The following is a 19,568-nucleotide window of genomic DNA, read 5'->3' on the forward strand; positions in this document are numbered from 1 at the left end:
CATGGGACGCGTTGAAGGCAAGGTCGCGCTGATCAGTGGCGGCGCGCGCAACATCGGCGGCGCCAGCGCTCGGGCCCTGGTGGCCGAGGGCGCGAAGGTCGTCATCGGCGACCTGCTCGACGAGGAGGGGAAGGCGCTCGCCGACGAGCTGGGCGAGTCCGCCCGCTACGTCCACCTCGACGTCACGAGCGACGAGGACTGGCGCGCCGCGGTGGCCCTCGCAGTCGCGGAGTTCGGCAAGCTCGACGTGCTGTTCAACAACGCCGGCATCTTCAACGGCGGGATGCTCCACCGCTACAAGCGGGCTCTGTGGCAGGAGATGCTCGACGTCAACCTGACCGGGCCGTTCCTCGGCATGCGTGCCGCCACCGACGCGATGATCGCCGCCGGCGGCGGGTCGATCATCAACACCTCGTCGATCGAGGGACTGCGCGGCACGCCGTGGGCGCACGGCTACGTCGCTTCCAAGTGGGGGCTGACCGGCCTGACCAAGTCGGCGGCGATGGAGCTCGCGCCCCACGGCATCCGCGTCAACTCCCTCCACCCCGGCAGGATCAGCACCCCCGCCACCGACCAGATGCCCGAGGACCTGATCCCGATCCCGCTCGGGCGACCCGGCACGCCCGGGGAGGTGGCGGCCTTCGTGGTGTTCCTCGCCAGCGACGAGTCGTCGTTCGCCACCGGGTCGGAGTTCGTGGTCGACGGCGGCACCATCAACCACATCCCGACCAAGGCCTGACGCGGTGGCCGACCCGAAGGACGCCGTACTCGGTCTCTGGCGGACGCTGTCGGCGCGCGACTGGGACCGACTCGGCGACTGGGTGACCGACGACTGCATCTACGTCGACATGCCGGTCGGGCCGACCGCTGCGGCGCGCGGACCGGTCGACATCGTCAAGCGCCTCCAGGTCGGCCTGCGCGACCTCGCCGGCTACGAGAACCACGACGGCCTGCTGGTCGCCGAGGGTGACGCCGTCCTCTACGAGCACAGTGAGACCTGGACGTTCGCCTCGGGTGAGGTGGTCGTGCTGCCGTTCGTCAGCGTGCACCGGGTGCGCGACGGCAGGGTCGCGCTGTGGAAGGACTACTGGGACTTCGGCACCGTGCAGAACGCCGCACCGCCGGACTGGATGGAGAACCTGCTCGCTGCCGACACGTCGTGGATGTTCGACGCCACCGGGCTGGTCTGAGCCGGCCGGGACCGACCGCCTGACGACACCGACTGACTACTCGGACTCGATCGAGACAGTCACCGTCTTGCGGGCGATCCGTGCGCCGTATCGGTCGAAGTAGGCGAAGCGGACCGCGTCACGAGGGTCGCCCGCGGGGACCTCGCCGGCGAACGCGCCGTCGACCACGGCGAAGGACCGCCTCCAGCCGTCGCCGCTCACCTCGACGCGCGCGACGGCTTCTCGTACGCCGGTGAAGTCGCCGTAGACCACCGCCGGACCGTCGGCCGACGTCTGCCAGTGGACGCCACGGCGCGGGTCGGTCGCCTCGCCGGGGTTCCACCGCCAGCAGCCGACGCCGAAGTCCTCAGGACGCTCTCTGTCGCCGGTCATGTCGCGGATCTCGCACTGGCCACCGGTCGTGTCGGCGCGCCAGACGCGGGCCTGCTTGCCGTTGCTGAGCGGGACGTCGGCGATCAGGCGCTCGCCGTCGATCGGGTCCGGCCACCCGTCGTCCCCGCCGCGGATCTGCTGGAAGCGCTCCGCGACGATCTCCGGGACCAGGCCGGTGCCGTAGGCCGCGCCGCCGGCGACGACCACGCCGGAGAGCACGAAGGCGGCCGCACGGCGTCCGCGCCGCTTGCGCCGCGGGGCGGGCGAGCTCAGCACCGACGCGAGCATGGCGTGCGAGTGCTCGTCGGACAGGTGGTCGGCCCGGGGTCGGATCTGGTCGAGGACGTTCACTGCACGCTCCTGCTCAGGGGGAGGGGATTCGACGACGTGCTCTCGATGCGGGCTCGGGCGCGGTGCAGCCGCATCCGGAGGGTGCCGGGCCGGCAGCCGAGCACCTCGGCCGCCTGCTCCGTGGTGAGGCCCTCCCACGCCACGAGCAGCAGCGCCTCGCGGTCCTGCTCGGGCATGGCGGCCAGCACCCGCAGTGCTTCCGCGCGCTCGGTCGCGGTCACGCCGGTGTCGGCGCCCGTGGCCGCCGAGGTGTCGAGCAGCTCGAGGCGCTGCTCGAGGCCGGCGCGGCGGCGCAAGGAGCGATGGTGGTTGCGGACGTGCCCGCGTGCGACGGAAATCAGCCAGGGGAGCGGCTCGGAGGGGATCGTCTCCCAGGTCCGCCAGGCGGTCAGGAAGGTGGACGCCGCGACGTCGTACGACGCGTCGCGGCCGACGTGTCGCTCGGCGTACGCGACGACACGCCTGATGTGTGCGTGCCAGCACGCCTCGAACTGGTCCGCGTCCACCTGGGCTCCGTTCCTCGGGCTCACACTAGGGAACGTCCGGCACGGCGGTGGGTGTCACCGCGGAATCGCCTGCGATGTCGATCGCCGGGCAGCCGCCCGTCAGGCGGCTCTCGTGGGTGGTCTGGCTCGGGCGGGGGTGAAGGACCATCGGTTGCTGGTGTCGATGGGTGGTGGGGGTGTCCACGCGGGTCTGCCGGTGTCGTCGTCGATGGCGACGGTCCAGGGGGTGCGGTGGATGGCGGTGTGGTGTTTGCGGCAGAGCAGGATGAGGTTGTGCAGGGCGGTGGTGCCGCCGTCGGCCCAGTGGTGGATGTGGTGGGCGTCGCAGGCGATGGGGAGGCGGTTGCAGCCGGGGAAGGCGCAGTGTCGGTCGCGGAGGACGAGGGCGTTCCAGATGGCGGTGGGGACGGTGCGGGTGGTGCGGCCGATGTCGAGGATCTGCCCGGGGGTGCCGAGGACGGTGGGGATGATCTCGGCGTCGCAGGCCAGGCGTCGTACCGCAGTGGCGGAGAGCCGGTCGCCGGAGGGGAGGTGCCCGTCGGTGTCGAGGTGCCCGGTCTCGGTGAGGCGGGTGGTCAACGCGTCGAGCGATGTGGTGATGGTGATCCGGGCGGTGGTGCCGTGGGCGTGGGGTAGTGAGTCGGTGGCTTGGAGGCGGCGGGCTGCTTCGACGAGGGCGTCGAAGAGGCGGGCGCCGGACTCGCGGGGGTCGCGGCCGTCGTGGCGGCAGTCGGGGTCGGGACACCCGTGGGTGATGGCCTGCCCGGTCTCGGGGTCGCGCCACTTGGTGTGGTCGGGTTCGCCGCCGCAGGCGCCGGGCTCGGTGACCACGGGCGCGGCCAGCGGCATCAGGGCGGTTTTGACGAGCTCGGTGTCCTCGGCGGTGCCGTAGCCCTTGATCTTGTAGCCGCCGAGCTTGTCCTTGGTGAAGGACAAGTAGCGGGCGCGGTGGGCGGAGCGTTCGGCCTTGTCCTTCTCGGTGTCCCACGCCAGCAGGGTGCCGTCGGGGTCGAGGTCGTGGATCACGTCACCGATGGCGTGGTCGAGGTCGGTGGCATCACGCTGCTCGCCGACCGCCAGGTCCAGCAGCTTGCCGGCGGCTTGTTCGCGGAGGTCGTCGACGTGGGGGAGCTTCGCCACGTTGGACCCGATCACGCTGGCCTGGGCCAGGGACACCTCCCCGGCGGTCATCGCCTCCCGCACGTGGGGGAGGTCGGCGGTCTGCTTCGCCACGCGCAGGTAGGTCGCGCCGGTGCCTTTGTGGCCGCCCAGGAGATGGGTGAGGAAGTCCTTGGTCGTGGCCCAGCCCAGCTTGTCGGCGGCGCCGGTGGCCTCCAGCTGCTCGGCGACCTCGACCAGGGCCGCGTCGGCGTACGCGCGGATCCTCGCGATCGCCACCGCGGCCTCAGGAAGCAGGGAGTCCTCGACCTGGTCCCACTGCCCGCCGGCGAGGTCCGCGCACGCCTGTACCGCGGCTGCGGCCGTGTCGAGCGCGGTGGTGGAGGTCATGCGCTCATCCTATCGAACAACTGTTCGAACAGCAAGGGTTGTGGGGGTCTGCTTTCGAGGAGTTTCTCCGCCTGCCTGGCGCCCGAAAGGCAAGGGCGACCGACCGGCGGCCTTGTTCGTGCCCAGCCGTCTGAACCTCGACCACAGCAGACCGGGCGGCCGCCGGAGGTTTCGAGGCTTTTCGCTGCGCTCGTCGCACCTCAACCACCGGCGGGTTCCCGCGGCGCTCGTCGCACCTCAACCACCGGCGGGTTCCCGCGGCGTTCGTCGCACCTCAACCACCGGCGGGCTCCTCGCTGCGCTCATCGCACTCGACGCGACGCCCTAGTGTTCTCGATCGTCGAGACGATCGACTGACGGAAGCCCGCGTCCACCTGCGGGGGAAGGGTGAGCTTATGTCCGACGTGTCCGAGGCCCGCGGGCGCTGCCTGTGTGGCGGCATCCGGTACGACGTCCGCGGCGAGCTGCGTGCGGTGATCGATTGCCACTGTGAGCGGTGCCGGCGGTTCACCGGTCACCACATGGCCACGACATCGGCGATGGTGGACGCCATCCACGTGGAGGACGAGGACGCCCTTCTCACCTGGTACTTCCCGGTCCCGGACGCAGGCTACGGATTCTGCTCCCGGTGCGGCTCGTCGCTGTTCTGGCAGTCGTCGGAAGACCCGGCGAGGCGGGCGATCTGCGCAGGCACACTGGATCCGCCCACCGGGCTGCGGACCGTCCAGGCGTGGTGGACCAGCCAAGCGAGCGACTACTACTCGCGGCCCGACCTCCCGGAGCTCGAGACGGAGTGACGCCGGCACCTCGCGCTGTTCGACGGACCACGAGGTGTCCGCTACTGGTTCGCAGCGGCGACGAGACCCGCGTTCTGCCGTTCGAGCGCCTTGGCCACACCCTTGTCCCAGCCCTCGGCGATCCCCTGCGAGTAGGGATCCGGGAAGATCTCCTCCTCGCCGCGGTCGAGCCCATCGAGGATCGCTCGGGCCACGGACTGCGGCTTCGACTTCGGGATGTCGAGGTCGCGCACCATGTCGGTGTCCACGGGCCCGGGCAGCACGGCGTGGACGTCCACGCCCTGACCGGCGAGGGTCGCGCGCAAGGTCTGCGTCAGCGAGAACGCCGCCGCCTTCGAGATCGAGTACGCCGGACTGATGGGCACGGCGGCCACCGCAGCCAGTGACAGCACGTTGACGATCGCTCCCCGTGACTCGACGAGCCGCGGGAGGAAGGCCTGTGTCACCGCAAGGGGACCGAAGAGGTTGACCGCGAGCTGCTGCTCGAGGGCAGCGCGGTCGGTCAGGTCGTCGTAGCCGTAGACGCCCGCGTTGTTGATGAGGACGTCGAGCGATCCGACGGCCTCGCCGGCGCGCCTGACCTGGGCGGCGTCCGTCAGGTCGAGGACCAGCGGCGTGACGCGCTCATCCTCATGAGCGAGGGCCTGCCGGGTGCCGGCGTACACCCGCTGCGCTCCCCGCAGCAGCGCCTCCTCCACCAAGGCCTTCCCGATGCCGCGGTTGGCTCCGGTGACCAGGACCGTCTTGTCGCTGAGCGTCATCTGTTCTCCTTCTGAGGGTGATCCGAGCTGTCAGAGGTGGAGACACCACGGCAGCCGAGAATTGGGCTGCGGAAGCGCGCCCAGTTCTCGGCCCGCCCGGTGTCAGTACGTAGGAGGACCGACAGATCCGGCGGAGCAGGGGGTGTGAGGCGTGACGGCGACCGAGCTGCTGGCGAGGGCACAGGCCGGTGACGGCGATGCGTTCCGGGAGCTGGCCGAGCCCTATCGCCGGGAGCTGCACCTCCATTGCTATCGGATGCTGGGCTCCTTCCAGGACGCCGAGGACGCCGTGCAGGACACGCTGGTCGCGGCGTGGCGGGGGCTCGACCGGTTCGAGGGGCGGTCCTCCGTCCGCACCTGGCTGTATCGCATCGCTACCAACCAGTGCCTCAACACGCTGCGCGCGGCCAGCCGTCGCCCGGCAAAGGAGTGGGACGTGCCCGGCATCGAACCGCCAGACCCGACCAGCCTGGGCGAGATCGCGTGGCTGGAGCCGTATCCGGACGCGCTCCTCGACGGGGTCCCCGCAGCGCCCCTCGGCCCGGAAGCACGCTATGAGCAGAAGGAGTCGATCTCGCTGGCGTTCGTCACCGCGCTCCAGGTGCTGCCGGCGCGCCAACGCGCCGTCCTGATCCTGCGCGAGGTGCTCGGCTATCCAGCTGTAGAGGTCGCCGACATGCTCGACTCGTCCGTCGAGTCGGTCACCAGCGCCCTCAAGCGGGCACGTGCCGCAGTGCAGCGGCGAGTCCCGCCGACCACACAGGCCGACGCACCCCCGATGGCCGCCTCGCCGGTCGAGGAGGCGCTCGTGGCGAGGTTCGCCCGCGCCTACGAAACGGGTGACATCGACGCCCTGGTCGCGCTGCTCACCGACGACGTCCGCGTCTCGATGCCGCCGATGCCGCTGGAGTACGAGGGTCGCGACGCCGTCGCCGGGTTCTACGGCGCGCTGCTGAGCGCCGACCGGAAGTACCACCTGGTGCCGACCCGCGCGAACGGTCAACCGGCGTTCGGTACCTATCTGCGTACGGCGGACGGCGCCCGGCGTGGGATCGGGCTCGTCGTCCTCACCCTGGCCGGCGACCGGGTCAGCGAGGTGACCCGTTTCGAGAGCAGCGTCCTCCCGTGGTTCGGCCTGCCCCGCTGCCTACCCGGTGGCTGATCCGTCCGCCTCGATCAGCTGGGTCCCCGCCGCGCGCTCGGGGAACGTGAGCCTCCGCAGGACGAGCAGGGCCAGCAGGAAGACCACCGTGACGACGTGGAAGACGATGTCCGCGGTCGCGTCGGGGAGGTAGAGGACCCACGCGGGTCGGTCGTCGACGGCGTTCCACGCAGCAGCGGCCAGCACGACGACCGAGGCGGCCCAGACGTAGACCCGGGCGAGGAAGTCGTCGGTCATCGCCCACAGGCCCGGCAGCCAGGTGATCAGGCCGGCGGCCGCGTGCCACCCGTTGAAGTCGATGCCGAGGAACTTCTCGGTGGTGGCGTCGGCGCCGATCGCGAACGACGGGTTCGTGATGAACCCTCCGACGGCGATCGCCAGGTGCAGCACTACGTAGGCGCCCAGCGCCTTCTGCCAGAGGCTCATCTGCTCGATGACGCACGGCGACCGCCGGGCGCCGGAGGTTTCGAGGCACCTCGCCTCGCTCGTCGCGCCTCGACCACCGGCCCGCTCCTCAGACCGGGGTGATCGGCAGCGACCGCCGCGGCTGGAACTCGAACGCGGTGCCGGTGCTGAACTTCGTCACCGCGACCTCGTCCGCCTCCTTCGCCGGGGAGTCGCCCAGCACGACCGTCGCGAGCCACTCCTCGTCGGAGCCGGCGACGGAGACGTCGAGCCGCGGGTCCAGCCCGCGCACCGCGGCCTGGAGCGCCGCCACCCACTGCGGCCCGCAGAGCGAGATCCAGGCCTCGTCCTCGTGCGCGGCGCCGCGCCGTACGACGACCGTGGCGCCCGCGGCGGACGCGTCGACGTACGCCGCCGGGTTGAGGAGCGGGTGGACGGAGAGCAGCCGCACCGCGGCGGCGACCCGGTCGGCCGCGGCGTCCAGCCCCAGCGCGCGGGCGAGCCGCTCGGAGGCGATGCCGGCCACGCCGACCAGCTGCTTGCGCCGGATGCGCCGCACATCGTCGTCGGTCTCGGCGCGCTCCGAGAGGGCGAGCGCGAACGCCCGGTCGAGGAGGTGCATCTGGAGGCACACCTCGTCGGCGATCCGCACGAGCGCGGACTTGGAGAATGCCGCGAAGTCGACGTCGGACAGCAGCGGGCCGCTGTAGTCGGCGAGGCCCTCGTCGGACCGGTCGATCGGCGCGAGCTCGAGGGTGGCCGCCCGCGACCGCTCGTTGACCGCGAGCGCCGGGATGCCCTCGGCCTCGGGGTAGGACTCGTCGATGATCACGGTCCACGCGCAGTGGGGCTGCCGGTCGGCGGGCCGCCGGGGCGGCCGGTGGATCGGCCGCACCTGGGCCTTCGGGTTGGAGGCCACGGCGGTCGCGTCGAACGTCGGGTCCTCGATGTCGTGGCACATCGAGCGCACGTAGTCCTCGCCCATCGGCTCGACGTCCATCAGCGCGCCACAGTGGTCGAGGTGGAACTCGCCGTGCCACGGGTCGTGCACCGTGTAGCGGAAGTCCATGAACTGCGGGGGAGCGCCGATGTCGAGCTGGAGGCCCTTGAAGATCGTGACCACGTCGCCCTTGCCGGCCACGGCAGGCGCGTAGCCGAGCGCCTGCTGCATCCGCCGGGTGTAGATCGGGCTCGCCGCCGCCCACTCCTCGATCGCGATCTGCGCCATCTCCTCGCGCCCGAACGCCGAGATGCACCACGCCATGCCGGAGCGGTCGATCAGCTGACCGATCAGGAGGAGCTCCGGTACGACGACCGCGAGCTCCTCGCGGGTCAGCGCCTCGAAGCGGCTGCGGGTCACCGCTTGAACCTGCCGGCGAACGCGCGCAGGGGCAGATCGGCGCTCGTGACGACGCCCGGGGGAGCTGCGACGACCGCCTTGATCGCGTTGAGGGCGGGCATGCCGGTGACGGTCATCCCGATCGCGGCGAACGCCTCGACGCTGCTGAAGTCGGTGCCGGGCTTCGGCAGGATCATGTGCTTGCTGTAGATCACCGGGTCGCCCTCGATGTGGGTGATGTAGCAGCCCTTGATGTCCCAGCTGGGCGCGGTGTGCGGAGTCATCTGCCACTCGAGGCGCAGCTCCACGCGCGGGACACCGGCCACCTTGCCGACGTACGAGAAGCAGGCGCCGCCGAGCGATCCCTCGGGCAGCCGGAACCAGCCGAGGTCGATGTCCTTGGTGCACGCGCCCAGCTCGTAGACGAACTCCACCTCGTCGAGCTCGAGGTCGAAGCAGTCGGCCATCAGCCGGACGCCGTCCTCGAACACCCGGGTGCCGAGCTCCAGCTTGCGGGGCACCTCCGGGTCGGTGACCGGCTCGCCGAAGCCGCAGTTGCGCCAGGTGTCGGCGGAGTGGTGGCAGGAGACGTCGACGGACTCGACGTTGGTGACCTTCTCGATCTCGGTGACGTCGGCCGAGTGCACCACGGTGAGGATCTGCGCGAGGCCGGGGTTCATGCCGGTGCCGTAGAAGGTCGCGCCGCCCTTCGCGCACGCGGCGGCGAGCCGCTCGCCCTCGGTGCGACCGTCGGCACCGACCTTGTTGGTGTCGCGGTGGTGCCCGGTGATCCAGTCGGCGGTCGTCACGACGTCGATGCCGGCCTCGAGCACCCGCTCGTAGAGGTCGATGTCGGGCCACACGCCGTGGAAGGTCAGCACGTCGGGCCGCGCGGCGAGGATCTCGTCGACCGAGCCGGTCGCCACCACGCCCACCGGCCCGATGCCCGCGAGCTCGCCCGCGTCGCGGCCGACCTTGTCGGGGGAGTAGCAGTGCACGCCGACCAGCTCGAGGTCCGGCTGCTCCTGGAGCCGCTTGATCATCTCGGTCCCGACGTTGCCCGTCGCGACCTGGAACACCCGGATCGGGGCCGCCGCGCTCATGCCGAGAGCCCCAGTCGCCCGGCGAGCTTGTCGAGGTAGGTGAGGACCTTGTCGGGGTCGGCGTCGGGCACGCCCCAGATCAGCTCCGAGGGCCCGGCGCCCATCCAGTCGGCGAAGTCGTCCTCGGTCGGCTTCTTGGCCACCAGGATCCGGATGTCGGGCTCGCCGTCGCGGCCCGCGTCTGCCCATGCCTTGCGCAGGCGGTCGGCGTTGGCGGACACGTCGGTCGTCGTGGGTGTGGTCATCCAGCCGTCGGCGTTGGCCGCGATCCACGCGAACGTCTTCGGCCCGGCGCCCGCGCCGATGATCACGGGGATCCGGCCTTGCGGGGGCTTGGGGTAGGCCCACGACGCGCCGAACTTCACGAACTCGCCGTCGTAGGAGGCCTCCTCCTCGGTCCACAGCGCGCGCATCGCCTCGAGGTACTCCTTGAGCACGGTCCGGCGCTTGCCGGCCGGCACGTGGTGGTCGGTGAGCTCGTCGGTGTTCCAGCCGAAGCCGGCACCGATCGTGACCCGGCCGCCCGAGAGGTGGTCGAGGGTGGCGAGCGTCTTGGCCAGCGTGATCGGGTCGGACTCGACCGGCAGGCACACCGCCGTGGAGAGCCCGATCCGCTCGGTGACGGCGGCACAGGTGGCGAGCGATGTCCACGGGTCGAGGGTGCGTAGGTAGCGGTCGTCGGGCAGCTCCTCGCCACCGGTCGGGTGCAGCGCGTCGCGGCGGACCGGGATGTGCGTGTGCTCCGGCACGTAGATCGTGTCGAAGCCGCGCTCCTCGGCGGCCTTCGCGAGGGCGGCCGGCGTGATGCCGCGGTCGGAGGTGAAGAGGACGATGCCGTTGCGCATACGACCACAGTAGAACTTGTTTCAGAAATGGTCTTGTGGCCGCGGCGATCGTCTCCTATGTTGGACACGTGTCCAGTCAGCTGACCAGCTCGCCGAGGCGACAGCTCAACCAGCGCCAGGCGGCGACCGTGCAGCGGTTGCTCGACGCCGGGCTCGAGCAGCTCGCCGAGGTCGGACCCGAGGCGTTGACGGTCCGTCAGGTCGCCATGCGCGCGGGAGTCTCGCCGGCGACGGCGTACACCTACTTCTCCTCCAAGAGCCACCTCCTGGCCGAGCTCTTCTGGCGCCGTCTCGTCGACGAGGCGCCGGAGACGCCGGCGGGCCGCACTCCGACCGCACGGGTCCAGGCCGTGACCCGCACGCTCACCGACCTCTGCGAGCGCAACCCGCACCTCGCGGCGGGCGCGACGCTGGCGCTGCTCGGCACCGACCCCGACGTCGACCGGCTCCGGCTGCGCATCGGCGGCGAGTTCGTCGCCCGGTTCGAGACCGCCCTCGGTGACGCGGCGACGCCGGAGCTGGTCGACGCGCTGGTGCTCGCGTTCTCCGGAGCCCTGCTGCAGGCGGGCATGGGCCTGATCACGTACGCCGAACTCGGCGACCGGCTCGACACGGTCGTCGCGACGATCCTGGGGGCCAACCGATGACGGTCACCGCCGATCTCGTGTTCGACCCCTACGACTACGAGTTCCACGAGGACCCCTACCCGCTCTACCAGCGGCTGCGCGACGAGGCGCCCGTCTTCCACGCCGAGGCCGACGACCTGTGGGTGGTGTCCCGCCACGCGGACGTGCACGCCGTGCTGCGCGACGACGTCACGTTCTCCAACCGGATGGGCGTCTCCCTCGACGCCAGCGCCTGGAACGCCGAGGCCCACCGGGTGATGTCGTTCCTGGCGCTCGACGGCGCCGAGCAGTCGCGGATCCGCAAGCTCGTCTCTGCCGCGTTCACGCCGCGCCGGGTCCGCGAGCTCGAGCCGGGCATCCAGCGATTGACCGACCGCTACCTCGAGCGCACGCTGGCGGTGAACGCCGAGCACGGCGAGGCCGACTGGATCACCGAGTTCGCCGGCAAGCTCCCGATGGACGTCATCAGCGAGATGATGGGGGTGCCGGAGGGCGACCGCGACGAGGTACGGCGGCTCGCCGACCTGGTCGTGCACCGCGAGGACGGCGTTCGCGACGTGCCGCAGGCGGGCATGGAGGCCTCGTTCGCGCTCTTCGACTACTACGCGGGCATGGTCGCGCAGCGACGGGCCGAGCCGACCGACGACCTCACGTCGGCGCTGCTCGCCGCTGAGGTCGACGGCGACCGGCTGCGCGACAGCGAGATCATGGCGTTCCTGTTCCTCATGGTGGTCGCCGGCAACGAGACGACCACCAAGCTGCTGGGCAACGCGCTGTTCCACCTCTCGGCGCACCCCGACCAGCGCGCCGAGGTGCTCGCCCATCACGACGAGCCGTTGCCGATCGTCAGCCAGTGGGTGGAGGAGACGCTCCGACACGACACGTCCAGCCAGATGCTCGCCCGCTACGTGGTCGACGACGCCGTGGTCGACGGCGTCACGATCCCGGCGGGGTCGAAGGCGCTGGTGCTGCTCGGCTCCGCCAACCGCGACGAGCGGGTCTTCACCGAGCCGACCGTGTTCGACATCGGTCGCGACAAGTCCGAGCTGGGCAAGATCCTGAGCTTCGGCACCGGGCGGCACTTCTGCCTGGGCGCGAACCTGGCCCGGCTCGAGGCACGTGTCGTGCTCGCCGAGCTGGTCCGACGGGTCGGCCACTTCGAGGTGCACACCGATCGCGCCGTACGGGTGCACTCCACCAGCGTCCGCGGCTTCGCGCATCTCCCGGTGACCTTCCAGCGACGAGGAGAGAGCTGATGGGCAAGTACGACCAGCCGGGTCGGCGCCCGGCCGTCGTGGCCGGCGCGTCCTCGGGCATCGGTGCCGAGACGGCGCGGTCGCTCGCGGCCGCGGGCTTCCCGGTCGCGCTCGGCGCCCGTCGGGTCGACCGCTGCGAGGAGCTCGCAGCCGAGATCCGCAGCGACGGGGGAGAGGCGATCGCCGTCCAGCTCGACGTCACCGACGAGGGGTCGGTCGCCGACTTCGCCGCTAAGGTGACCGCCGAGCTCGGCGACGTGGAGGTGGTCGTGAGCAACGCGGCCCTGATCGGGCCCGGTGCGCTGCTCGACACCGACGTCGACCGGCTCCGCAGCGAGCTCGACGTCAACGTCCTCGGCCCGCACCGACTGGTCCGCGCGTTCGTGCCCGCGATGGTCGGGCGGCGCCGCGGCGACATCGTCTTCGTCTCCTCCGACGTCGCCCTCCGGCCCCGGCCGCTCATGGGCGGCTACAGCGCGACCAAGTCCGCGCTCGAGGGCCTCGTGGGCTCGCTGCAGATGGAGCTCGAGGGCACCGGTGTCCGCGCGTCCGTCGTGCGGCCCGGACCCACGTGGAGCGAGATGGGCATGGACTGGGACCCCGACGCGGCGGCCGCGGTGCTCAACGAGTGGGTCAAGTGGGGCCACGCGCGCCACTCCCACTTCCTCAAGGCGCGCGCGATCGCCGACGCGATCACCACGGTGGTGAGCGCGCCGCGCGGCGTGCACATCTCGCCCGTCGACGTGAACCCCGAGGCGCCCGTGGAGGAGAAGTCATGACCGTCACCGACGACCGGCTGACCGGGATCCCCGAGGTCTCGACCGTCCTGGACGACCAGAGCCCCGAGGTCCCGGAGATCATCAGGGGGACGGGGCACCTGCCCGAGATGCGGGTCGATCCGATCGGGCTGTTCACCCGGGTGCGCGCGGAGTGCGGTGACGTCGGCCGGTTCCGGCTCGCCGACAAGGACGTCGTCATGGTCACCGGCGCCGAGGCCAACGAGGCGTTCTTCCGGGCGCCCGACGAGGTGCTCGACCAGGCGGCGGCGTACCCGTTCATGACGCCGATCTTCGGCAAGGGCGTGGTGTTCGACGCCTCGCCCGAGGAGCGGCAGCAGATGCTGAAGAACCAGGCGCTGCGCGGTGACATGATGCGCGGCCACGCGCGGACGATCGAGGCCGAGATCCGCCGGATGGTCGCCGACTGGGGTGACGAGGGCGAGATCGACCTGCTCGACTTCTTCGCCGAGCTGACGATCTACACGACGTCCTCGTGCCTGATCGGCAAGCCGTTCCGCGACCAGCTCGACGGGTCGTTCGCCGAGATCTACCACCGGCTCGAGCACGGCACCGACGCGATCGCCTACGTGGATGCCTATGCCGACATCGAGAGCTTCCGGGTGCGCGACGCGGCGCGTGAGGAGCTCGTGGCCAAGGTTCAGGCGATCATCAGCGACCGGGTCGCGCAGGGCGAGATCGCCAAGGAGGACCGCGACCTGCTCGACGTGCTGATCGCCGTGGGCTACGACGCGGAGATGGTGACCGGGATCTTCATCTCGATGATGTTCGCGGGCCACCACACCTCCTCAGGCACGGCCAGCTGGGCGATGATCGAGCTGATGCGCAACCCGGCCGTGATGGCCGACGTCGTCGCCGAGCTCGACGAGCTGTATGCCGACGGCAGCGAGGTGTCGTTCCAGGCGCTGCGGTCGATCCCGGTGCTGGAGGCGGCGTTGAAGGAGACGCTGCGGCTGCACCCGCCGCTGATCATCCTGATGCGATTGGTGCAGGAGGACTTCGAGCTGCTCGGTCACACGCTGCCGAAGGGGACGGTGATCGCGGCGTCGCCGCGGGTGTCGAACCGGATCGAGGAGGACTTCCCGAAGGCCGAGGAGTTCGATCCCAGCCGTTACGTCGACCCGCGCCAGGAGGACCTGCAGAACCGGTGGACGTGGATCCCGTTCGGTGCCGGGAAGCACCGGTGCGTGGGCAACGCGTTCGCGATGATGCAGATGAAGGCGATCTTCTCGGTGATCCTGCGCGACTTCGAGTTCGAGCCCGCCCAGCCGCTGGACTCCTACCGCGACGACTTCACCAAGATGGTGATCCAGCTCGAGCAGCCGTGCCGCGTCCGCTACCGCCGGCGTGACCCCGGTGGTCGAGGAGGCCGCCCGCGGCCGTCACGAGACCAGGCGGACCCGGCATGAAGGTCGTCGCCGACACAGACATCTGCCAGGGCCACCAGCTCTGCCAGGGCGAGGCCCCGACGGTGTTCGGCTTCGACGAGGACGCCGACGTGGTCGTGCTGCTCGACGAGCGCCCCGACGAGTCGCTGCGCGTCGACGTCCAGACCGCCGTGAAGTACTGCCCCGCATTCGCCCTGTCGATCGAAGAGGACTGACATGACCCTGACCCGCGCGGAGATCGAGGAGTTCTGGGACTCCTGGCTCGACATCAACCGGAAGGCCGAGGCCACCGGTGACTGGCGACCGATGGCGGAGTGGTACGCCGAGGACGCCACCTACGGGTGGATGTACTCGCCCGACGAGCACTTCATGGCCGTCGGCCGCGACCAGATCCGCGACTGGGCCATCGGCATCGAGATGGACGGCCTCGACGGCTGGCACTACGACTACGTGTGCACGATGATCGACGAGCAGAAGTCCATGGTGCTGGGCTTCTGGAAGCAGCGCTCGGGCATCATCAACGACGACACCGGCGAGGAGTACGAGATCCTCGGCCTCGGCGGCTCGTGGTTCGGCGTCGAGCGCCAGACCTCCGGTGCGGACGAGGGCAAGGTCAAGATCGCCTGGCAGCGCGACTGGTTCGACATGCCCTCGACCGCGCACACGTTCCTCGAGATCATCAAGGCCGACAAGGCGCCCGACACGTTGCTCAAGCGGATGTCGGTCACGGGCCACGGCGTGCCCGGGCACTACCACTACAAGGACCTGCCCTCGACCGTGTGGCCGCCACCGGTCGAGCGCGGCGACTACATCACCCAGGCGCCCGCGCCGGAGGCGTCGGCATGATCGCCACCCCCCCGGCCCAACAGCTCGTCGACGGCAAGCTGAGCGGCGCGAGCACCGGCGCGTCCTACCCGATCCTCAACCCGGCGACCGGCGAGGAGATCGGGCACGCGCCCGACAGCAGCGCCGACGACGTCGACGCGGCGATCGCCGCCGCCCGGCGGGCGTTCGACGAGACCGACTGGTCGACCGACGTCGCGCTGCGCGTGCGCTGTCTCCGCCAGCTGCACCAGGCGCTGCTCGACCACGCCGACGACTTCCGGGCGCTCACGACGGCGGAGGTCGGCATGCCCGGCTTCATGATGGGCGCGGCCGGGTTCGACGTACCCGTCGAGGGGCTGAAGTGGGTCACCGACCTGCTCGAGCGCTATGAGTGGGAGACGGACCTCGGTGTCGCCCGACCGATGGGCATCCCGAGCCGGCGCACCGTGCGCCGCGAGCCGGTCGGGGTCGTCGCCGCGATCACGCCGTGGAACGTGCCGACCCAGATCAACCTCGCCAAGATCGGTCCCGCCCTCGCGGCCGGGTGCACGGTCGTGCTCAAGCCCGCCCCGGACACGCCGTGGGTCGCCGCCGAGCTCGGACGACTGGCCGCCGAGCACACCGACCTGCCCGCGGGGGTGCTCAACGTGGTCACGCCGCGGTCCAACGAGGTCGCCGCCCAGCTCACCAGCGACCCCCGGGTCGACATGGTCAGCTTCACCGGGTCCACCAACACCGGCCGGGCGATCATGGCGGCGGCCGCACCGACGCTGAAGAAGGTGTTCCTCGAGCTCGGCGGCAAGTCCGCCGCGATCGCGCTCGACGACGCCGACGTCGCCGCGGTCGCGGGCGCTACAGCGTTCGCCGCGTGCATCCACGCCGGCCAGGGCTGTGCGATCACCACCCGCCTCGTCGTACCGCGGGAGAAGTACGACGAGGCAGTGGACGTCGCCGCCGCCACCATGGAGTCGATCGGCGCGAAGGATCCTGCCGATCCGGGCGCCATCTGCGGGCCGGTGATCTCGCAGGCGCAGCGCGACCGCGTCGCCGGCTACCTCCGCCTGGCCGAGGAGGAGGGCGGCCGGATCGTGACCGGTGGCAAGGTCATCGACCAGCCCGGCTTCTGGGTCGAGCCCACCGTGATCGCCGGCCTCGACAACTCCTCGTGCCTCGCGCAGGAGGAGATCTTCGGGCCGGTGCTGGTCGTCATCCCGCACGACGGCGACGACGACGCGGTCCGGATCGCCAACGACTCCGCCTACGGCCTCTCCGGCTCGGTCGACTCCGGCGACCTCGAGCGGGCCAGGGCCGTCGCGCGCCGGATCCGGACCGGCACGCTCGCGGTCAACGGTGGTGTCTGGTTCAGCCCGGACGCGCCGTTCGGCGGCTACAAGCAGTCCGGGCTCGGCCGGGAGATGGGCGTGGCCGGGTTCGAGGAGTACCTGGAGATGAAGACCGTTGCCGAGCCGGCAGGCGGCTGAGCCTGCGAAGCCGCCGTCGCCGGCGAAGGTTGAGCAAGCGCGCGACCGAGGGACGAGGTCGCGACCGCGTCGAAACCCAGTGAGATGAAAGGCAACATCAGCCAATGAGATTTTCCGACAAGGTCGTCGTCGTCACCGGCGCGGCACAGGGGATCGGCGAGGCCTATGCCAAGGCCCTGGCCGCGGAGGGTGCTCGCGTCGTCGTCGCCGACGTCAACGCCGAGGCGGGCCAGCAGGTCGCCAAGCAGATCGAGGCCGACGGCGGGACGGCGATGTTCGTCCCCTGCGACGTGTCGTCGCACGAGTCGGCGGCCGCGCTGGTCGACCAGGTCGTGGCGGCGTACGGCGGCATCGACCACCTGATCAACAACGCCGCGATCTACGGCGCGATGGAGTTCAACCTGCTGGTCTCGGTCGACTGGGACTACTACCGGAAGTTCATGTCGGTGAACATGGACGGCGCGCTGGTGATGACCCGCGCGGTCTACCCGGAGATCGCCAAGCGCGGCGGGGGAGCGATCGTCAACCAGTCCTCGACCGCCGCCTATCTCTACTCAGGCTTCTACGGACTGGCGAAGGCCGCGATCAACAGCCTCACCCAGCAGCTCGCGCACGAGCTCGGCGGCCAGAGGGTCCGGGTCAACGCGATCGCGCCGGGTCCCACCGCGACCGAGGCGACGAAGATCCAGGCCGGCGACGCGGCCCAGGACATCGTCCGCAACTCGCTCGCGATCAAGCGGATGGGGTCGGTCGACGACATGGTCGGAGCCGCGCTCTTCCTCCTCTCCGACGACGCCTCGTGGGTGACCGGCCAGATCCTCGCGGTCGACGGCGGCCAGACCTTCCGGCTGTAACGGGGCTCCGATGAGCGTGGTGAGGGCGGGATTCGTCGGGCTGGGCAACATCGGCAAGCCGATGGCGCTGCGGCTCGCCGCCGCCGACGGCATCGACCTCGTGGTGTACGACGTCGCGGCCGACCCGGTCGCAGAGGTCACCGCGGCCGGCGCCAAGGCCGCGACCAGTGTCGCGGACCTGGCCGGAGAGGCCGACGTGGTCTGCGTGATGGTGCGCGACGACGACCAGGTGCGCGAGGTCGCGGCGGACCTCGACCCCGGGACGGTGCTGGTGATCCACTCGACCGTCAGCCCGGAGACCCCGGCCGAGCTCGAGGCCCGCGGGCTCACCGTGCTCGACGCGCCCGTCAGCGGCGGACCGATGGGTGCCGCCGACGGCTCGCTCGCGATCATGGTGGGCGGCCCTGCCGACGCCCTCGGCACGGCACGCCCCGTGCTCGAGGCGATGGGCTCGAAGGTCGTGCACGCCGGCCCGTTGGGCGCGGGCACCCGGATGAAGCTCGCGCGCAACCTGCTCCACTTCGTGGCGTTCACCGCGGCCACCGAGGCCCAGCGGCTCGCCGAGGCCGCCGGCCTCGACCTGCGCGCGCTCGGCGACGTCGTGCGTCACACCGACGCGATCACCGGCGGTCCCGGCGCGATCATGCACCGCGAGACGACCGCCGTGCTCGACCCCGGCGACTTCTGGTTCGGCGTCTTCGAGCACGTGCGCGCGCTGGGCGAGAAGGACCTCCGCTTCGCGCTCGGTCTCGCGGAGGACCTCGGCGTCGACGTACCCCTCACCAGGCTCGCCCGGGACCGCCTCGGCCCCGGTCTCGGGCTCCCCACCGACGATGGAGCGATCTGATGAGCAAGTCCGACAAGTTCGCCGACCTCCCGGAGACCCGGCGCAAGGGGCTCGAGAAGATGGAGCAGGTCTACGGCTTCGAGATGTCCGACCCGGGTGAGTCAGGCGGCGACTTCTTCCGCTACACGGTCGAGCACCTCTTCGGCGACATCTGGCAACGCCCGGGCCTCTCCGACCGGGACCGCCGCCTCTTCCTCATCGGGGTGCTGGTCGGTCAGCGCGCCGACGACGTCCTGGGCATCCAGGTGCCGGCGGCGCTCGCCAAAGACGAGCTGTCGCCCGAGCAGCTGCGCGAGCTCGTGATCATGGCGTGCCACTACGACGGGTGGCCCAACGGCTCCCGGTTCAACCAGGTCGTCGAGGAGGCGATCGGTCGGGCGAGCAGGTCGCGTGACGACTGAGGATCGCGGTGAGCAGCGCTCAGTCGCGCAGGACCAGGCGGACGGCCGTCTCCATGTGAGCGGCGGTCTGCTCGGCGGTGGAGCGGCCGGTCACCCAGCCGACGAGAGCCGAGAGCCACACGTCGCCGATGACGCGCGCGATCGCGACGTCCTCGTCGGTGATGCTGTCGGCGTCGACGGGGCCGCCGTGCATCGCGTGGTTGACGATCGAGGTCATCGCCATGCCGACCGAGTGGATGCCCTCGGCAACGCTGCTGTCGGCGAACATGAACGCCCGGGTGAGCGCCTCGGTGAGCTTGGCGTCGCCCTGCATGCCGCGGGTGAGCCGCTTGAGCACGTAGAGCACCCGGTCGGCCTGGGTGTCGCCCGGGATCTCGCGCACGTTGAGCCGCTCGGCGGCGTCGGCGAACTGCTGGTCGAGGGCGGCGACGAGCAGGTGGATCTTCGACGGGAAGTAGCGGTACAGCGTGCCCAGGGCGACCTCGGCCTGCTCCGCGACAGCGCGCATCTGCACCGCGTCGAACCCGCCCTCCTTGGCGAGGGCGTACGTCGCGTCGAGGATGCGCTTGCGCCGGTCGCGCTGCGCCGCCGATCCGTTGGCGACGGGGTCCGCCGCCGAGTCGTCCGGCAGGGGCGTGGCGGTGGTCACGGGCATCTCCTCGTTTCGCGTTGGGCCTGCATCGGTAGGCTACCGAGTGGTAGCGCGTGATAGAAACACGTTCCAGTTCGTGTCGGCCCGTTCGGGCGCGCGCC

23 protein-coding genes are annotated in these 19,568 nt (G+C 71.0%); 14 read left to right on the forward strand and 9 right to left on the reverse strand.

Going from position 1 to position 19,568, the window contains the following annotated elements; translation table 11 throughout:
• Position 1: 1 nt before the first annotated feature.
• Both HNR19_RS09270 and HNR19_RS09275 read left to right on the forward strand, forming a co-directional pair.
• Entirely contained in the window at positions 2-739 is a 738-nt protein-coding gene (locus tag HNR19_RS09270; RefSeq protein ID WP_179667649.1) for a glucose 1-dehydrogenase, read from the forward strand.
• Between the two features lie 4 nt (positions 740-743).
• Positions 744-1,190 carry a nuclear transport factor 2 family protein gene (locus tag HNR19_RS09275; protein WP_179667650.1) on the forward strand — a complete coding sequence of 149 codons (447 nt, stop codon included), beginning with the start codon at positions 744-746 and terminating at the stop codon, positions 1,188-1,190.
• 36 nt (positions 1,191-1,226) lie between these two features.
• Here the strand turns inward: HNR19_RS09275 and HNR19_RS09280 are convergent, their stop codons facing one another.
• From HNR19_RS09280 to HNR19_RS09290, 3 genes are all read right to left on the reverse strand, one after another.
• Positions 1,227-1,913 carry a hypothetical protein gene (locus HNR19_RS09280; protein WP_179667651.1) on the reverse strand — a complete coding sequence of 229 codons (687 nt, stop codon included), beginning with the start codon at positions 1,911-1,913 and terminating at the stop codon, positions 1,227-1,229.
• Positions 1,910-2,419 (reverse strand): sigma-70 family RNA polymerase sigma factor, encoded by a 510-nt coding sequence (locus HNR19_RS09285; protein WP_179667652.1) that lies wholly within the window; start codon positions 2,417-2,419, stop codon positions 1,910-1,912. The genes HNR19_RS09280 and HNR19_RS09285 overlap by 4 nt, the downstream gene beginning before the upstream one ends.
• A gap of 99 nt (positions 2,420-2,518) precedes the next feature.
• Complete coding sequence (locus tag HNR19_RS09290; protein ID WP_179667653.1) at positions 2,519-3,928, reverse strand: HNH endonuclease signature motif containing protein; 1,410 nt, start codon at positions 3,926-3,928, stop codon at positions 2,519-2,521.
• A 395-nt stretch (positions 3,929-4,323) separates the two neighbouring features.
• On the opposite strand from HNR19_RS09290, the gene HNR19_RS09295 reads away from it, so the two are divergent.
• Entirely contained in the window at positions 4,324-4,725 is a 402-nt protein-coding gene (locus HNR19_RS09295; protein WP_179667654.1) for a GFA family protein, read from the forward strand.
• A gap of 41 nt (positions 4,726-4,766) precedes the next feature.
• Here HNR19_RS09295 and HNR19_RS09300 read toward each other — a convergent pair whose 3' ends face one another.
• Positions 4,767-5,486 (reverse strand): SDR family NAD(P)-dependent oxidoreductase, encoded by a 720-nt coding sequence (locus HNR19_RS09300; RefSeq protein WP_179667655.1) that lies wholly within the window; start codon positions 5,484-5,486, stop codon positions 4,767-4,769.
• Between the two features lie 151 nt (positions 5,487-5,637).
• On the opposite strand from HNR19_RS09300, the gene HNR19_RS09305 reads away from it, so the two are divergent.
• Complete coding sequence (locus HNR19_RS09305) at positions 5,638-6,648, forward strand: RNA polymerase subunit sigma-70 (protein WP_179667656.1); 1,011 nt, start codon at positions 5,638-5,640, stop codon at positions 6,646-6,648.
• Here the strand turns inward: HNR19_RS09305 and HNR19_RS09310 are convergent.
• The 4 genes from HNR19_RS09310 to HNR19_RS09325 all read right to left on the reverse strand — a co-directional run bounded on the left by HNR19_RS09310 (position 6,634) and on the right by HNR19_RS09325 (position 10,340).
• A complete protein-coding gene (locus HNR19_RS09310; protein WP_179667657.1) occupies positions 6,634-7,074 on the reverse strand; it encodes a DUF4383 domain-containing protein in 441 nt (146 codons plus the stop codon). The two genes, HNR19_RS09305 and HNR19_RS09310, sit on opposite strands and share 15 nt — an antisense overlap.
• An 88-nt stretch (positions 7,075-7,162) precedes the next feature.
• The gene (locus HNR19_RS09315) at positions 7,163-8,413 is read right to left on the reverse strand and encodes a hypothetical protein (RefSeq protein ID WP_179667658.1); all 1,251 of its coding nucleotides are present in this window, start codon (positions 8,411-8,413) and stop codon (positions 7,163-7,165) included.
• On the reverse strand, positions 8,410-9,495 hold the full coding sequence (locus tag HNR19_RS09320; protein ID WP_179667659.1) for an NAD(P)H-dependent amine dehydrogenase family protein: 1,086 nt from the start codon (positions 9,493-9,495) through the stop codon (positions 8,410-8,412). Before HNR19_RS09320 ends, HNR19_RS09315 begins: the two co-directional genes overlap by 4 nt.
• Positions 9,492-10,340 (reverse strand): LLM class F420-dependent oxidoreductase, encoded by an 849-nt coding sequence (locus tag HNR19_RS09325; protein ID WP_179667660.1) that lies wholly within the window; start codon positions 10,338-10,340, stop codon positions 9,492-9,494. Before HNR19_RS09325 ends, HNR19_RS09320 begins: the two co-directional genes overlap by 4 nt.
• Before the next feature lie 68 nt (positions 10,341-10,408).
• Between HNR19_RS09325 and HNR19_RS09330 the strand changes: the two genes are divergently transcribed.
• From HNR19_RS09330 to HNR19_RS09375, 10 genes are all read left to right on the forward strand, one after another.
• Positions 10,409-10,987: a TetR family transcriptional regulator gene (locus tag HNR19_RS09330; protein ID WP_179667661.1), complete on the forward strand. Its 579-nt coding sequence runs from the start codon at positions 10,409-10,411 to the stop codon at positions 10,985-10,987.
• Entirely contained in the window at positions 10,984-12,222 is a 1,239-nt protein-coding gene (locus HNR19_RS09335) for a cytochrome P450 (protein WP_179667662.1), read from the forward strand. Before HNR19_RS09330 ends, HNR19_RS09335 begins: the two co-directional genes overlap by 4 nt.
• The gene (locus HNR19_RS09340; protein ID WP_179667663.1) at positions 12,222-13,001 is read left to right on the forward strand and encodes an SDR family oxidoreductase; all 780 of its coding nucleotides are present in this window, start codon (positions 12,222-12,224) and stop codon (positions 12,999-13,001) included. Before HNR19_RS09335 ends, HNR19_RS09340 begins: the two co-directional genes overlap by 1 nt.
• Positions 12,998-14,428, forward strand: a complete 1,431-nt coding sequence (locus HNR19_RS09345; protein WP_179667664.1) for a cytochrome P450 — start codon at positions 12,998-13,000, stop codon at positions 14,426-14,428. The genes HNR19_RS09340 and HNR19_RS09345 overlap by 4 nt, the downstream gene beginning before the upstream one ends.
• Positions 14,425-14,622: a ferredoxin gene (locus HNR19_RS09350; RefSeq protein ID WP_179667665.1), complete on the forward strand. Its 198-nt coding sequence runs from the start codon at positions 14,425-14,427 to the stop codon at positions 14,620-14,622. The genes HNR19_RS09345 and HNR19_RS09350 overlap by 4 nt, the downstream gene beginning before the upstream one ends.
• A 1-nt stretch (position 14,623) precedes the next feature.
• A complete protein-coding gene (locus HNR19_RS09355; RefSeq protein ID WP_179667666.1) occupies positions 14,624-15,253 on the forward strand; it encodes a nuclear transport factor 2 family protein in 630 nt (209 codons plus the stop codon).
• Complete coding sequence (locus HNR19_RS09360; RefSeq protein WP_179667667.1) at positions 15,250-16,713, forward strand: aldehyde dehydrogenase; 1,464 nt, start codon at positions 15,250-15,252, stop codon at positions 16,711-16,713. The genes HNR19_RS09355 and HNR19_RS09360 overlap by 4 nt, the downstream gene beginning before the upstream one ends.
• Positions 16,714-16,817: 104 nt before the next feature.
• A complete protein-coding gene (locus HNR19_RS09365) occupies positions 16,818-17,567 on the forward strand; it encodes an SDR family oxidoreductase (RefSeq protein WP_179667668.1) in 750 nt (249 codons plus the stop codon).
• Between the two features lie 10 nt (positions 17,568-17,577).
• On the forward strand, positions 17,578-18,414 hold the full coding sequence (locus tag HNR19_RS09370; RefSeq protein ID WP_179667669.1) for an NAD(P)-dependent oxidoreductase: 837 nt from the start codon (positions 17,578-17,580) through the stop codon (positions 18,412-18,414).
• The gene (locus HNR19_RS09375; RefSeq protein ID WP_179667670.1) at positions 18,414-18,815 is read left to right on the forward strand and encodes a carboxymuconolactone decarboxylase family protein; all 402 of its coding nucleotides are present in this window, start codon (positions 18,414-18,416) and stop codon (positions 18,813-18,815) included. Before HNR19_RS09370 ends, HNR19_RS09375 begins: the two co-directional genes overlap by 1 nt.
• 19 nt (positions 18,816-18,834) lie before the next feature.
• Here the strand turns inward: HNR19_RS09375 and HNR19_RS09380 are convergent, their stop codons facing one another.
• Positions 18,835-19,470, reverse strand: coding sequence for a TetR family transcriptional regulator (locus HNR19_RS09380; RefSeq protein ID WP_179667671.1), 636 nt, complete (start codon positions 19,468-19,470; stop codon positions 18,835-18,837).
• Positions 19,471-19,568: the final 98 nt, after the last annotated feature.

It is taken from the genome of Nocardioides thalensis (genome assembly GCF_013410655.1).
Taxonomy (GTDB): domain Bacteria; phylum Actinomycetota; class Actinomycetes; order Propionibacteriales; family Nocardioidaceae; genus Nocardioides; species Nocardioides thalensis.

What these genes read in the sequence shown, in the direction of transcription:
- HNR19_RS09270 (WP_179667649.1), top strand. Translation starts at nt 2, where the DNA reads ATGGGACGCGTTGAAGGCAAGGTCGCGCTGATCAGTGGCGGCGCGCGC.
- HNR19_RS09365 (WP_179667668.1), top strand. Translation starts at nt 16,818, where the DNA reads ATGAGATTTTCCGACAAGGTCGTCGTCGTCACCGGCGCGGCACAGGGG.
- HNR19_RS09355 (WP_179667666.1), top strand. Translation starts at nt 14,624, where the DNA reads ATGACCCTGACCCGCGCGGAGATCGAGGAGTTCTGGGACTCCTGGCTC.
- HNR19_RS09290 (WP_179667653.1), bottom strand. Translation starts at nt 3,928, where the DNA reads ATGACCTCCACCACCGCGCTCGACACGGCCGCAGCCGCGGTACAGGCG.
- HNR19_RS09345 (WP_179667664.1), top strand. Translation starts at nt 12,998, where the DNA reads ATGACCGTCACCGACGACCGGCTGACCGGGATCCCCGAGGTCTCGACC.
- HNR19_RS09340 (WP_179667663.1), top strand. Translation starts at nt 12,222, where the DNA reads ATGGGCAAGTACGACCAGCCGGGTCGGCGCCCGGCCGTCGTGGCCGGC.
- HNR19_RS09300 (WP_179667655.1), bottom strand. Translation starts at nt 5,486, where the DNA reads ATGACGCTCAGCGACAAGACGGTCCTGGTCACCGGAGCCAACCGCGGC.
- HNR19_RS09370 (WP_179667669.1), top strand. Translation starts at nt 17,578, where the DNA reads ATGAGCGTGGTGAGGGCGGGATTCGTCGGGCTGGGCAACATCGGCAAG.
- HNR19_RS09295 (WP_179667654.1), top strand. Translation starts at nt 4,324, where the DNA reads ATGTCCGACGTGTCCGAGGCCCGCGGGCGCTGCCTGTGTGGCGGCATC.
- HNR19_RS09350 (WP_179667665.1), top strand. Translation starts at nt 14,425, where the DNA reads ATGAAGGTCGTCGCCGACACAGACATCTGCCAGGGCCACCAGCTCTGC.
- HNR19_RS09380 (WP_179667671.1), bottom strand. Translation starts at nt 19,470, where the DNA reads ATGCCCGTGACCACCGCCACGCCCCTGCCGGACGACTCGGCGGCGGAC.
- HNR19_RS09360 (WP_179667667.1), top strand. Translation starts at nt 15,250, where the DNA reads ATGATCGCCACCCCCCCGGCCCAACAGCTCGTCGACGGCAAGCTGAGC.
- HNR19_RS09335 (WP_179667662.1), top strand. Translation starts at nt 10,984, where the DNA reads ATGACGGTCACCGCCGATCTCGTGTTCGACCCCTACGACTACGAGTTC.
- HNR19_RS09320 (WP_179667659.1), bottom strand. Translation starts at nt 9,495, where the DNA reads ATGAGCGCGGCGGCCCCGATCCGGGTGTTCCAGGTCGCGACGGGCAAC.
- HNR19_RS09375 (WP_179667670.1), top strand. Translation starts at nt 18,414, where the DNA reads ATGAGCAAGTCCGACAAGTTCGCCGACCTCCCGGAGACCCGGCGCAAG.
- HNR19_RS09310 (WP_179667657.1), bottom strand. Translation starts at nt 7,074, where the DNA reads ATGAGCCTCTGGCAGAAGGCGCTGGGCGCCTACGTAGTGCTGCACCTG.
- HNR19_RS09325 (WP_179667660.1), bottom strand. Translation starts at nt 10,340, where the DNA reads ATGCGCAACGGCATCGTCCTCTTCACCTCCGACCGCGGCATCACGCCG.